This is a genomic window from Aureivirga marina (assembly GCF_015767265.1).
GTDB lineage: Bacteria > Bacteroidota > Bacteroidia > Flavobacteriales > Flavobacteriaceae > Aureivirga > Aureivirga marina.
The window spans coordinates 36,221-50,186 of record NZ_JADPIB010000010.1; the positions used below are offsets into that span (position 1 = coordinate 36,221).

Genomic DNA, 13,966 nt, shown 5'->3' on the forward strand with positions numbered 1-13,966 from the left:
ATTACCTATGAAAAGGTCTATTTTATTATTATTAGTTATCATTACGAATGTTTCTTGCGCAAGTTATCAGGGAGGAACAAAGCCAAAACTAAAATTATCGAAAGATAAAATTTTAGTAAAACGAACTTCAATTCACAACGATTTCCTTTCGGGAAATTTTACAGAATTAAAATTTTCTTACAATAATGAAGTCGAAAAAGTTATTTTTTCAAAAAAAGGAGTTTTTGACAAATTTGGTAAATGGGATAAAGATTTTTATCTAAATAACACCTCTGTTTATCTTTGGGATAATGTCAAATTATTTCCAAATTCTGATGAGATTTTTTCGATTTTAGCTTTCGGAACAGATAGTCCAAATTTCTACACAAGTTCTATCATTATTTTCGATTCAAAAGGTCAAGATGTTATCAAAACACATCCAAAATGGAAAAACAAAATTATTGATTTCTATGTAGACTTAGTTAACAATATGGATTATTCCAACAGAAAATTTAATAATGTGAATAGAAGAGCAATTCAAAGTACATTGAATTAAAAAATAAGAGATAGAATAAAAATTATTTTCAGCTTTGTTCTGTCTCTTTTACTTTAATAGAGTTTAAAATTTCATTAATTTCGCCATCTCAAAATTTATCACATGAAATTCATTAAATCTTTATTAATTGTATTCGCTTTATGTCTTGGTTCTGTTTATATTTTTTATTGGGATATTGGCGACAGATTACTTTTAGATAAACTAGACAAAACAGAGCAATTAAAACTTGCCAAACCTAGAAATACAATTAAAGAGAATTATAAAAAGGAATTCAATAATCCAAAATTTAATTTTCCTAATAAAGAAGTTTCAGAAGTAAAAATCTATAAAAACACACCTGTTATAAGTCGTTTTTCAGCAGAAACTTTAAATAAAAAACAACAAAAGGAAATTATTCAATTCTTTAATAATCCAGAGAATTTTAGTTTTGAAAAAACTTCATGGAAAATTCCAGATGCAGAATATATTATCCGATTTTTTGATAAAAAAGAAGAAGAAATTGGTAAAGTTTGGCTTTGTTTAAATAATTGTGGAGCTGTAAAATCTATTCCTTTTTCTGCTAAGATGAAATTTGGTAGTTTGAGTGAAGTTGGGAAAGAGAGGATTGAAATGATTCTAGAAGAAAAATAAACTTTTATTTATGAGCAAAATAATGAATATTGGAAAATTCCAAGCCTTTATATTTTCAGTTTTTTTAAACATATTAATAAAACCACCTTTTCCTCTTTATTTAATTTCTGGATTATTATTAATTCTATTTATGTTTTTAATAATGTATTATTCATTTGATGAAAAAACGCAAAACTTAAAGTTATTTGGACTTTTATTAAAAAACCACATAATTATTGCTGTTTTATCTTTTATTATTGCAGTATTAGGTTCTCTATTTATTAGTGAATATTTTGAATATTTTTCGGTAATTCTAATTTTTGAATATTTTTATTTCGCGTATAGAGTTGTCAAAATTCATTATTCTAATTTATCTAAAATTCTCAAATTTCTCATTGTTTGTATATCACCAATAACATCCATATTTGTGTTATTTTTACCTTTAGATAAAAATAAATAATATATTACAAAAAATAAAAAATGGCTTTAATTCGCTTTGAAATCGAAAATGATTTTCTTGTAATTTTAGATGAAAAGAAAACCATCATAAAATTAGAAGATATTAATTATGTTGCAATTGAAAAAAAATATAACTTCAAATATTTATACTATTATTTATTAATTTCAATAGGTATTATGCTATTAATAAGTTTTATACCAAAAATAATACTCTTAATCATAATAAACACAGTTATTCATCTATTAATTTTGTTAGATAGCAAAAAAGAAAAATTGGTTATAAAATACAAAAAGGAAATTTTAAAAATTCCAACAGAACTAATTTTCCCTATTCAACAAGAACACATATTCAATTTAATTTTAAATCAAAAAAACGTAGAAATAAATTCATAAAAAAATCCTCTTTAAAAAAGAGGATTTTTCATTTTATAATATCTTAAGTCTTATTGACCATATTCTTTTACTGCATCTACGAATGCTTTAGCATTATCTACAGGAATATTTGGTAAAATACCGTGACCAAGATTCGCAACATATCTGTCTTTTCCGAATCCGTCAATCATTTCAGTTACCATTTTCTTTAACTCAGGAATTGGTGTTAATAATCTTGAAGGATCAAAGTTTCCTTGTAAAGTAATATTCCCTCCAGTTAATTTTCTTGCATTTTCTGGTGTGATTGTCCAATCAACTCCTAAAGCAGCAGCTCCAGATTTTGACATTTCTTCTAAAGCAAACCAACATCCTTTTCCGAAAGCGATAACTTCTGTTTCGTCTTTTAAAGCATCGATAATTTGTTGGATATATTTCCAAGAAAATTCTTGATAATCTACTGGTGATAACATTCCTCCCCAGCTATCAAAAACTTGCACAGCATTTACTCCAGCAACTACTTTTGCTTTTAAATAAGCAATTGTTGTATCTGTGATTTTTTGTAATAATTGGTGTGCTGCAACAGGATTTGTATAACAGAATTCTTTTGCTTTATCAAAGTTTTTCGAACCTTGACCTTGCACAGCATAACAAAGAATTGTCCATGGAGATCCAGCAAAACCAATCAATGGAACCTCATCATTCAACATTTCTTTTGTCATCTTAATTCCATCCATCACATAATCTAAAGCAACATTTGGATCAGGAACAATTACATTATCCACATCTTTTTGCGTACGAATTGGATTTGGTAAATAAGGTCCAAAATTTGGCTTCATTTCCACTTCAATATTCATCGCTTGTGGTACTACTAAAATATCCGAGAATAAAATTGCAGCATCCGTTCCTACTTGGTGAATTGGCATAACAGTAATTTCTGCTGCTAATTCTGGAGTACGACAACGAGTAAAAAAGTCATACTTCTCTTTCAACTTCATAAAATCTGGAAGGTAACGTCCAGCTTGACGCATCATCCACACTGGAGGACGTTCTACTTCTTCTCCTTTTAGTGCTCTTAAAAATAAATCGTTCTTCAACATATATCTGGTTCGAATTTCTTCGATTGTTTTTTAATTAATAAATTCTTACGTAAAAACTAAGCTTCTACTTTTGACTTTTGAAACTCTGCTACTTTTTCCATTGCTTTATGAATTGCTTTAGAAGTTTTTTCTAAATCTTTTTCAGATAAAGCAGTAGATAAGAACCATGCTTCAAATTGCGATGGTGGAATAAATAATCCTTGTTTGATTAATTCCCAAAAGAAAACACCAAAACTTTCCGTATCACTTGTTTGAGCAGAAGGGAAATCTGTAACTTTTACATCTGTAAAGAAAGGATTAATCATTGATCCAAATCTATTTACAGTTAAAGGTACATTATGAATTTTTGCAGCTCCTAATAAAATCTTCTCGATTTTCTCTGCTAAAATATCAAATCCTTTATATGGGTTTTCTTTCTTTAATTGTGTTAATGTAGAAATTCCAGCAGCCATTGCAATTGGGTTTCCAGAAAGTGTTCCTGCTTGGTACATTCCTCCAAGTGGCGCAACCATTTCCATGATTTCATTTCTAGCTCCATAAGCTCCAACAGGGAAACCTCCACCAATTACTTTTCCTAAACAAGTAATATCAGCTTCTACTCCTAAAACTTCCTGTGCCCCACCAAACTTAGAACGGAATCCTGTCATTACCTCATCTACAATTAATAAAGCTCCTTTTGATTCTAAATAAGCTTTTAATTCTTGTAAAAATCCATTTTGAGGAACAACAACTCCCATATTTCCAGCAACTGGTTCTAAAATAACTCCAGCAATATCATCTGAATCTTCGAAGTGTTTCTTTACACTTTCTAAATTATTATATTCTGCAATTAAAGTATTTTCAACTGCTTTTTCTGGAACACCTTTACTTCCTGGTAAACTTAAAGTCGCTAAACCAGAACCTGCTGCAACTAATAATGCATCAGAATGTCCGTGATAACATCCAGAGAATTTGATGATTTTATTTTTTCCTGTATAAGCTCTTGCTAAACGAATTGCACTTAAAACTGCTTCTGTTCCAGAGTTTACAAAACGAACTTTATCCATTCCTGGAAAAGCTTTACAAATAATCTTTGCAAGTTTTAATTCTCCTTCTGAAGTTGCTCCGAATGAATATCCATTTTTTAACGCTTTTTTGATTGCTTTTTCAACTTTCTTGTGACGGTGACCTAAAATCATTGGTCCATAAGAAAGAACGTAATCTACATAAGAATTTCCATCAACATCTTTGATTTTTGATCCTTTTGCTTTTTTAATAAATAATGGATTTCCTCCAACAGATTGAAATGCTCTAACTGGAGAGTTTACCGCACCTACTAAATGCACTAAACCTTTATTGTATAATATTTCTGATTTTTCGAATGTCATTTGGAATAGTTTTAAAGTGACTATTGGTCTTTTAATAATTTCGCTACTTCTTTTGCAAAATAAGTAATGATTATGTCTGCTCCTGCTCTCTTCATAGAAAGTAAAGACTCCATCATCACTCGTTCTCCATCAATCCAACCTTTTTCAGCAGCAGCTTTCACCATTGCATATTCTCCACTTACATTGTAGCAAGCTATTGGTCTATCAAAATTATTTTTTAAATCTCTAATAATATCTAGATAAGATAAAGCTGGTTTTACCATTAAAATATCTGCTCCTTCTTCATCATCAAAAGTTGCTTCTCTTAAACCTTCATCTCTATTTGATGGATCCATTTGATACGTTCTTCTATCTCCAAAACTTGGTGCAGAATCAGCTGCATCACGGAAAGGCCCGTAAAAAGCAGAAGCATATTTTACAGAATATCCCATAATTGGAATTTGGTAAAAACCTGTATTATCTAAAGCTTCACGAATTGTTTGAATTGTTCCATCCATCATTCCAGAAGGTGCTACCATGTCCACACCTGCTTTTGCATGAGAAATTACTTGTTTTGCAAGATTCACTAAAGTTTCATCATTATCCACATCATTATCGTGAATAATTCCACAATGTCCATGATCTGTATATTCGCAAAAACAAACATCTGTGATTACATATAAACTTGGATAATTTTTCTTGATATAACGAATTGCTTGTTGCATGATTCCATCATCATTCCAAGTTTCTGTTCCTTTACAATCTTTGTTTGCAGGAATTCCGAAAAGTAAAACTGCTGGAATATTTAAAGCAACAACCTCATCCAACTCTTTGTGTAACGTATCTAATGAAAAACGTTTAATTCCTGGCATGGAAGGAATTTCAGTTTCAATATTCTCTCCTTCTTCAATAAATAAAGGGTAAATCAAATCATTCACTGAAAGAGAATTCTCTCTAACTAAACGGCGAATGTTTTCTGTCTTTCTTAAACGTCTTGTTCTATTTAACATGGCTAAAATGTGCGTTCGTTATTTTAATCACCTCTTCCACTGTTGGTTTTTCAGCAACATAAATTTCATCAAAGTAAAAAGTTGCAGCAACAGCAGTTGTATTTCCAATACAAAATACGGGTATATTTATCTTATTTTCAGCTAAAATATAACTTTTTATTGCAGAAGGGCTAAAAAAAAGTACAGCATCAAATACTGTATTTAGCTTTATTTTTTCTAAAATAGTTTCGTAAACAATTACCTCATTTACTTTGATTTCATTTTCCTCTAAAATCTTAGAAAGTTCTTGTCTTCTTAAGTTTCCACAAAAGAAAGTAACTTCTGTTGGTTTTACTTCTTCTACCAAATACTCAGCTAATTCTTTTGCTCCGAAAAACATGGCTTTTACTTCGATATGTTGTTCTTGAAGCAAAGCTCTCGTTTTTTCTCCAACACAAAATACATTTTTAGTTTCAAAATGTATTTCTTCTTTTTTTTGCAAAACAGCTTTTACAGCATTTTGACTTGTAAAAATTAAAGTATCTGTTAGAGAATCCGAGTTAAAATCTCCCTTCACTTCCACTCGAATAAAAGAATAATCTTCCACTTCTACGTTTTCAAAAAGTTGCTTTTGGTTTGTAGTCAACAATTTTGTAGAAATTATTTGGAAAGGAGATTTCATTTCGGCATTTATTTTTTCATTTCTGCTTTAATTTCAATCATCAATTCTTTTCCTCCATCAGCAAGAAGTTCTTTTGCACAAGTTCCTCCAAAATTTTCAAAGTCAGAAATCATTCCTTTTTTCTCCACTCTAATTTCTCTTGAACCATCTATTGCGCTTAATACTCCAACAAAATGAATTTCTTCGTTTTCGATTGTTGCATTTCCACCGATTGGCGCAGTGCAACCACCTTCAAGAACTTTCATGAATTGACGCTCTACAAAAACAGCAATTTCTGTATTTCTATGATTTAATTTCTCACAAGCTTCCAACGCAGCTTTGTCAGCTTCTAAAGCTGTAACCATAATAGCTCCTTGTGCTGGCGCAGGAATCATCCAATCTAAATATTGGTGATTTTCTGGTAAAAGATTAATTCTTTCTAAACCTGCTGCTGCGAAAATTGCTCCGTTCCAATCATTGTCTTCTAGTTTTTGTAACCGAGTATTTACATTTCCTCTTAAACCAGTAATTGTATGATTTGGATATTTATGCAACCATTGCGCTCTTCTTCTCAAGCTTCCAGTTGCAATTGTTGCAGAATTTTCTTTTAAAAACTCTGTGTTATTTTTAAATACTAAAACATCTAAAATATTTGCTCTTTCCAAAACTGCTGCTTGCACAATTTTTTCTGGCAAATCCGTAGGGACATCTTTAAGAGAATGCACAGCAATATCGATTTCTCCTCGTAACATTGCATTGTCTAAAGTTCTTGTAAAAAGCCCCATTCCTCCGATTTGATGTAAAGGTTTGTCTAAAACCTCATCTCCTGTTGAAGAAACCTCTACAATTTCTGTTTCGTATCCTAATTCGTTTAATTTATTTTCTACTAAATGTGCTTGCCATAAAGCTAATTCACTTGCTCTAGTTCCAATTCGGATTTTATTTTTCATCAATACTAATCGTATTAAAATTAAATACTTTTTGCATTACATCTATACTCATATCCATCGAAGTATCCTCATCTTTTAGATGTTTTACAAATTGTGTAGTTATTTTTTGAATAAGGCGTGAAGTAATAATTTCTGCGTGTTCTAAGTTAAAATCTTTAATTTTCTTACGATGAAAATCTAATTCATCATTTTGAATTGATTGTAAAGATTCTTTTAAAGCATTGACAGCTGGAGTGAATTTTCTATGCTCTAACCAATCTAAAAATTCTGTTTTATGCTCTTCGATAATTCCTTCTGCAACAGGAATATCTTTTCTTCTTTTTTCAATAGTTCTATCTGTAATTTTAGAAAGTTCATCTACATTAATTAATGTAATATTTTCTAATTCTTTTACAGCAATATCTACATTTTCAGGCATCGATAAATCCATTACTAAAATTTCTTTATGACCTTCTAAATGTTGTTTTGTAATGGTTGGCTTATCAGCTCCTGTAGAAACAATTAAAATATCTGTATCTTTAATATCTTCGGCTAAATCGTGGTAGTTTCCTTTAGAAATCTCAGGATGTTCTGCTACGAAAGCTTCTGTTTTAGATTCTGTTCTATTGATTAATTTGATTTTACGGTTTAAGGTGTACTCTAAAATATTTTTACAAGTACTTTTTCCCATATCACCTAAACCAAAAACTGTTATATTTTTATTTGCAAGATCCGTTACATTTTCTAAAATATACTGAACAGCAGCATAAGCAACAGATGTTGTTCCAGAACTAATTTGCGTATTATTCTTTACATTTTTGCTTGCTTGTAAAACAGAATTCAGTAATCTTTCTAAATAAGCATTCGTTGTTCCAACTTCTTTTGCAGTCATGAATGATTGTTTTAATTGAGAAACAATCTCATAATCTCCAAGAATCTGACTATCCAAACCTGTTCCAATACGGAATAAATGATCAATAGCTTCACCATCTTTATAGACATTAGAAAATTTTGCAAAATCTTCTACAGATCCTTCTGAAAACTCACATAAAAGTTGGATTAATTCAAATGGGTGTTTTGCAAATCCTGTAATTTCTGTTCTATTACAAGTAGAGATAACGAAGATTCCGTCAATTCCTCTTTCCTTTGCTGCTTGTAGTAAAGCGATTTGATTTGGTTTTGAGATGCTGAAAGCTCCTCTAGTTTGAACGTCTGCTTTTTTGTAACTTAGCCCTATATTATATAATTTCCTTGTCATATCTTCAATACGCATAAACTTATTACTCCTTCCAATAAGTATCGACAAAAGTACCACCTATTTGATAATAAAAACGTCGCTAAAAGAACTTTAAATTACGTCATAAGTGATTTTCGTTAATTTATAATGATTTTAAATAGAGTAAATCTCACTTAAAATCAACCATTTAAAGAGTTTTCAATTAATTCACTATTCAAATTACAAAAAATCATTTAACCTACAAAAGATTTAAAAACCCTGCATATTCGTATTAATTTTTATTGTAATTTTGCCCTAATAATTGATAACAATACAGGAAATTATTCATGAAAGTTCAACAAGGAAAATATAAAAATATCGACAAAAGTTCTTGTTTTTTATTAGATGATTCTGAGAAATTTTCGGTTTTATCTTTAGAAAACGACACAAACGAAGTAAAACATTATCAATATGTTTTGCCTAAAAGTTGCTTACAATTATATTTCTGTTTGCATCAGGAAAGTAAAATTGCTTTCCAAATGGAACATTGTCAGATAAAATTAGAACCAAAAGAATCTGGAATGGTTTATTTTGAACAAGAAAATATGCCACTTTTATTCGAATTGCAACCTAATTCGCAAATAATCACAATTCTTATTTCTGTAAATTATCTCCATTCTTTATTTTCTTCAGAACAAAATTATATCATCAATTTTGACGATTTCAAAAGTGGAAAACCAATTATTGAAACAAAAGCAACAAATCCTTTAATTCAAACTGTTCTACATCAACTTTGTATTACAAAAATGGATGGAACATTACATTCTTTATATGTTAAAGGTAAAATTTACGAGTTGCTAAGTTTATATTTTAACTCGGCAGAAGAAAGTGATATTGAGCGTTGTCCTTTTATGGCAAATGAAGAAACCGTTGCACAAATTAAAAGAGCAAAAGACATCATTATAGAAAATATGGCAAATCCTCCTTCTCTGGAAGAATTGTCAAAAATGGTCGGTTTAAATATCAAAAAATTGAAAATGGGATTTAAAGAATTCTATGGTCTTCCTGTTTTTACTTTTTTATTAAACTACAAAATGGAACATTCCAAAAAGCTTTTATCAGAAAGTAATATGAATGTTAATGAAATCGCTTTGCAAGTTGGATACAGTACTTCAAGTCATTTTATTGCAGCATTTAAAAAGAAATTTGGAATTACTCCAAAACAATTTATGAAACAAGATTAATATTTTTAATTAAATAATATTCTTAGGTTAAGTAAACTATGCGTGATTTTTCAACTTTCATTCATTTTTTACTTGTCTAAAAAACAAATCAAAAAAGGACACTTTTATAAAAGGTGTTTTTTTGACAACAAGATCAAAAAACCATATTTTAATTACTAAAATTCTTCCAAGGCTTCAGAATTTTATAACGTAATTAAAATATTATACTAATTATAAAAGAAGTAAAAATTAAAGATTTTTATTTTAATCAACTATTAATAATTTCTATTCTGTAATCAACAAACAAAAGTAATTTTAATGCTTTTTCATAAATTAAATAGTATTTTTGAAACTCTATTTAAACACTCTCTTTTTTAAGAGAAACTATTATTAAATAAACCAAAAACAAGCATAAACACTATGAAAGGTGTACTACTTATAAATTTAGGTTCTCCAGATAGCACTTCCCCAAAAGATGTGAAAAAATATTTAGGAGAATTTTTAATGGATAAATATGTAATTGATATTCCAATTATTCCAAGAACTTTATTAGTGAAAGGAATTATTTTAAATACAAGACCTAAAAAATCTGCTGCTGCGTATCAAAAAATTTGGTGGGAAGAAGGTTCTCCATTGATTGTTCTTTCTGAAAGATTTAAAGAAAAAGTAGCAAAAAATTGTTCTATTCCAGTTGCTTTAGGAATGCGTTATGGAAGTATGTCTATTCAAAAAGGAATGCAAGAATTGGTAGATCAAGGTGTGACAGAAATTTTGGCTGTTCCTCTTTATCCACATTATGCAATGTCTACAACTAAAACAGTAGAAGAAAAAGTAAAAGAGGTTCAAAATAAATATTTTTCTTCTGTAAAAGTTGATTTTCTAGAAGCTTTTTATAATAAAGAAGAATACATTGAAGTTTTAAGTAAATCTGTTGCTGATAAACTTTATTTTGAAGAATTTGATCATATACTTTTTTCTTATCATGGAGTTCCTGAAAGACATATTTTAAAGACAGATCCAACTAAATCGCATTGTAAAATCGATGGAAATTGTTGTAATCAAAAATCGGAAGCTCATAAATTTTGTTATAGACATCAATGTTTTGAAACAACAAAATTAGTTGCAAAAAAATTAGGTTTAAAAGAAGGAACTTATAGCGATTCATTCCAGTCAAGATTAGGAAGAGATCCTTGGTTACAACCTTATACAGATGCAGAAATAGAACGTTTTGCAAAAGAAGGAAAAACAAAATTAGCTGTTGTAACTCCAGCATTTGTTGCTGATTGTTTAGAAACTCTGGAAGAAATTGCAATGGAAGGAAAAGAAGAATTTTTCGAAGCTGGAGGAAAAGAATTTATGCATATTCCTTGTTTAAATGACAATGATGATTGGGTTTCTGTGATGAAAAAATGGATTGAAAACTGGATTTCTAAAAATTAAAAATTATGTATTTAGACGTAAAAGCATTACATATAATTTTTATTGTTACTTGGTTTGCTGGATTATTTTATATCGTTCGTTTGTTTATTTATCATTCTGAAACAAAAGAAATGGATGAGCCAAAACGTAGCATTTTACAAGAGCAATATAAATTGATGAGTTACAGACTTTGGTATATTATCACATGGCCTTCTGCAATTATTACTTTGATTTTGGCAAGTATTCTTTTGTATTTAAATCCAGCTTGGTTAACGCAAAAATGGATGTTAATTAAACTCGTTTTTGTGTTTTTCCTTTATGTTTATCATTTTGTTTGTCATAAAATTTACAAGCAATTACAAAATGATGAAATCAAATATTCTTCAACAAAATTGCGAATTTGGAATGAAGTTTCTACAATTATTCTTTTTGCTGTAGTGTTTTTAGTCGTTCTTAAAAATGCAATTAGTTGGGTTTGGGGAGTAATCGGAATTGTTTTATTCTCTGTTATAATAATGATGGGAATCAAACTCTACAAACGAATTCGAATGAGAAACGGTGAAAAATAAAATATCAAAATCCATAAGTTAAATCTTATGGATTTTTTATTTTTTCTACTCTTTAAATGCCTTTCTATTTTTAAAAACACAAAACATTTTCTAGCTTTGATAAAATAGAAAATTCTAAAATAGTATATGGAAATTATAGATAAAATTGTTTCACTAATAGAAAAAAGTAAAAAAGATGAAGATTGTATTTATGAAGTAAATGCAAAAATAAATCCACCTGTAAAAGAAGAATCAATTGAAAAATTAGAAGAACTAATTCAATTTTCTTTACCAGAAGATTTGAAAAATATATATCGAAAACACAATGGAATTCAGATAGAATTTAAACATAAAGAATTTGGTTTTAATTCCTCAAAAATGAAAATAGCTTCGATTGATGAAAATATTGAAATGTATCAAAACAAAGAAAAATATGCTTTTTTTCTTTCAAAATTAAAGGAAAACCAAGTATTTTTAATCTTTTATCAAAGAAAACCTGAATTATATTATGGTTATTTAATAGATGACAACTTTGATTCTTCGAAAATTTACACATATGATCTTGAAGAATTTCAATTTAATGGAGATACAATAAATTCTGTTTTAAATAATATTTTAGATCGAGTTGCTTATTACTCAAACTAAATTCTGAAAATGTTAAAAATGCAAGCTTTTCTTTTATTTTTAAATAATTAATCTATATTTGTTGCAGGACTAATAAATATGACAAAAAACTTATATAATAGCGACTTCTTTAATAATTTGAATAAATATAATTTATTCGAACAAGAGGAAGATTTTATATAAGTAGGAAAATAATAAAATGATATCTACAGAAAGTCTTCCTCCTTTGGAAGACTTTTTTTTTACAATAATTTTTCAATTATAATCAAATGCCAATTTTGAACTTAAATAATAATAACAATAATTATAAATCTCCTTCTGGGTAGGTTCATAACTTATTACGTTATATTTAAGTAAAGCCTGCTCTCGAGCGGGCTTTTTTTATGCCTAAAAATTAAAAATCTAAATATTTACACTTATGAAATCAGAAATTTTAAAAACAGAAGAAGCTTTAGGATTTGTAAAGCAAACATTTGAAACAAAGCTAAAAAAACAATTAAGTTTGACACGTGTTTCTGCACCAATTGCAGTATTAAAAGGAACTGGAATTAACGATGATTTAAATGGATTTGAACGAACGGTAGATTTTCCAGTAAAATCTCTAGATGATCAAAAAGCTGTAGTTGTAAATTCTCTAGCTAAGTGGAAACGACTTCGTTTAAAAGAATTAGAAGTTGAAAAAGAACATGGAATTATTACAGACATGCGTGCAATTCGCCCAGATGAAGATTATAGTAAAATTCATTCGATTTATGTAGATCAATGGGATTGGGAAAAACGAATTTGTGAATCAAAAAGGACACTTTCTTATTTAAAAGAACAAGTAGAGAAAATTTATCAAGCTTTAAAAGAGACTGAAAAAGCAATTCATTCAGAATATGAGGAAATCACTCCGATTTTACCAGAAAAAATTATATTTATACAAAGCGAAGAATTATTACAAATGTATCCTACTTTAAGTCCAAAAGAAAGAGAAAACAAAATTACTGAAAAATTTGGTGCCGTATTTTTAATGGGAATTGGACACGAATTAAGTCATGGAGAAAAACATGATGGAAGAGCTCCAGATTACGATGATTGGAGTACAAAAAACGAAGAAGGATTTTTAGGATTAAACGGAGATATTTTAGTTTGGCATCCAGAATTAAAAGCAAGTTTTGAACTTTCTTCAATGGGAATTCGAGTAGATAAAAAAGCTTTAAAATATCAATTAGAAACAACTAAAAACTCCTATCGAAAAGAATTATTTTTCCATAAAATGCTTTTACAAGAAAAATTACCGCAAAGTATTGGAGGTGGAATTGGACAATCTAGAATTTGTATGTTTTTACTTAGAAAAAAACACATTGGAGAAGTACAAGTTGGAATTTGGTCAGAAAGTATAAAAAAAGAAGTTAGAAATTATGGAGTGCAATTATTATAATGATTTTAAAGTATTTATAAAACAAAAAAACATATTTCTAAGTCGAAATATGTTTTTTTGTTTCTATTTTAAATACCTTCTTTTTACTCTTCCAATACTCGTATCAGAAGTTCCGTAATCCGCAGCAATTTTCTTTAAGGTATCACCTTTTTTAATTCTATCAATGATTACTGGAATGTCTTCGCTGGATATTTTACTTAGCTTACTTCTCACTAATTTGTTCTCGCCTCGTTTTCCCCAATATAGATTTCTATAATGATCATCCGTAAAGCAATATTTATGCTTTGCAATCATTTTTTCATCTTCGGGTAAACCATTCCATGCTTCACAAACCAACTTTGCAACGGTGTATGATTTCCTGTTAACACTCACCATTCTCATTGGTCTATCTTTTTTGTCGTATTCGAAAATTCTTAGAACTTTTTCATTATAAATTATATTAGTTCCATCTGAGTTAATTTTCAAGTTTTTGATAATAGGGTGATCTCTAAATTCCTCTAAATTCTCAAAATCTTC

General features: G+C 28.8%; 14 protein-coding genes. 7 read left to right on the forward strand and 7 right to left on the reverse strand.

Annotation, left to right across the window (positions count from 1 at the left end):
• Positions 1-7: 7 nt before the first annotated feature.
• Both I1A51_RS16730 and I1A51_RS16735 read left to right on the forward strand, forming a co-directional pair.
• Positions 8-535 (forward strand): hypothetical protein, encoded by a 528-nt coding sequence (locus I1A51_RS16730; RefSeq protein WP_196895988.1) that lies wholly within the window; start codon positions 8-10, stop codon positions 533-535.
• Positions 536-637: 102 nt separating this feature from the next.
• Positions 638-1,165 (forward strand): hypothetical protein, encoded by a 528-nt coding sequence (locus I1A51_RS16735; RefSeq protein WP_196895989.1) that lies wholly within the window; start codon positions 638-640, stop codon positions 1,163-1,165.
• Between the two features lie 881 nt (positions 1,166-2,046).
• Here I1A51_RS16735 and hemE read toward each other — a convergent pair.
• The 6 genes from hemE to hemA are packed head-to-tail and all read right to left on the reverse strand — an operon-like array spanning position 2,047 to position 8,270.
• Positions 2,047-3,072, reverse strand: coding sequence for a uroporphyrinogen decarboxylase (hemE, locus tag I1A51_RS16740; RefSeq protein WP_196886837.1), 1,026 nt, complete (start codon positions 3,070-3,072; stop codon positions 2,047-2,049).
• A gap of 56 nt (positions 3,073-3,128) precedes the next feature.
• The gene (gene hemL, locus I1A51_RS16745) at positions 3,129-4,439 is read right to left on the reverse strand and encodes a glutamate-1-semialdehyde 2,1-aminomutase (RefSeq protein WP_196895990.1); all 1,311 of its coding nucleotides are present in this window, start codon (positions 4,437-4,439) and stop codon (positions 3,129-3,131) included.
• A 20-nt stretch (positions 4,440-4,459) separates the two neighbouring features.
• A complete protein-coding gene (gene hemB, locus I1A51_RS16750; RefSeq protein WP_196895991.1) occupies positions 4,460-5,428 on the reverse strand; it encodes a porphobilinogen synthase in 969 nt (322 codons plus the stop codon).
• On the reverse strand, positions 5,418-6,089 hold the full coding sequence (locus tag I1A51_RS16755; RefSeq protein ID WP_196895992.1) for a uroporphyrinogen-III synthase: 672 nt from the start codon (positions 6,087-6,089) through the stop codon (positions 5,418-5,420). Before I1A51_RS16755 ends, hemB begins: the two co-directional genes overlap by 11 nt.
• 8 nt (positions 6,090-6,097) lie before the next feature.
• Positions 6,098-7,018 (reverse strand): hydroxymethylbilane synthase, encoded by a 921-nt coding sequence (gene hemC, locus I1A51_RS16760; protein ID WP_196895993.1) that lies wholly within the window; start codon positions 7,016-7,018, stop codon positions 6,098-6,100.
• The gene (gene hemA / locus I1A51_RS16765) at positions 7,008-8,270 is read right to left on the reverse strand and encodes a glutamyl-tRNA reductase (RefSeq protein ID WP_196896071.1); all 1,263 of its coding nucleotides are present in this window, start codon (positions 8,268-8,270) and stop codon (positions 7,008-7,010) included. Before hemA ends, hemC begins: the two co-directional genes overlap by 11 nt.
• Before the next feature lie 290 nt (positions 8,271-8,560).
• Between hemA and I1A51_RS16770 the strand changes: the two genes are divergently transcribed.
• The 5 genes from I1A51_RS16770 to asnA all read left to right on the forward strand — a co-directional run bounded on the left by I1A51_RS16770 (position 8,561) and on the right by asnA (position 13,450).
• Entirely contained in the window at positions 8,561-9,457 is an 897-nt protein-coding gene (locus I1A51_RS16770; protein WP_196895994.1) for a helix-turn-helix domain-containing protein, read from the forward strand.
• A gap of 399 nt (positions 9,458-9,856) precedes the next feature.
• On the forward strand, positions 9,857-10,876 hold the full coding sequence (gene hemH / locus I1A51_RS16775; RefSeq protein WP_196895995.1) for a ferrochelatase: 1,020 nt from the start codon (positions 9,857-9,859) through the stop codon (positions 10,874-10,876).
• Between the two features lie 5 nt (positions 10,877-10,881).
• The gene (locus I1A51_RS16780) at positions 10,882-11,424 is read left to right on the forward strand and encodes a CopD family protein (protein WP_196895996.1); all 543 of its coding nucleotides are present in this window, start codon (positions 10,882-10,884) and stop codon (positions 11,422-11,424) included.
• 126 nt (positions 11,425-11,550) lie between these two features.
• Positions 11,551-12,048 carry an SMI1/KNR4 family protein gene (locus tag I1A51_RS16785; protein ID WP_196895997.1) on the forward strand — a complete coding sequence of 166 codons (498 nt, stop codon included), beginning with the start codon at positions 11,551-11,553 and terminating at the stop codon, positions 12,046-12,048.
• 397 nt (positions 12,049-12,445) lie between these two features.
• Positions 12,446-13,450 (forward strand): aspartate--ammonia ligase, encoded by a 1,005-nt coding sequence (gene asnA / locus I1A51_RS16790; RefSeq protein ID WP_196895998.1) that lies wholly within the window; start codon positions 12,446-12,448, stop codon positions 13,448-13,450.
• A 63-nt stretch (positions 13,451-13,513) separates the two neighbouring features.
• Here asnA and I1A51_RS16795 read toward each other — a convergent pair whose 3' ends face one another.
• Positions 13,514-13,915: a LysM peptidoglycan-binding domain-containing protein gene (locus I1A51_RS16795; RefSeq protein WP_196895999.1), complete on the reverse strand. Its 402-nt coding sequence runs from the start codon at positions 13,913-13,915 to the stop codon at positions 13,514-13,516.
• Positions 13,916-13,966: the final 51 nt, after the last annotated feature.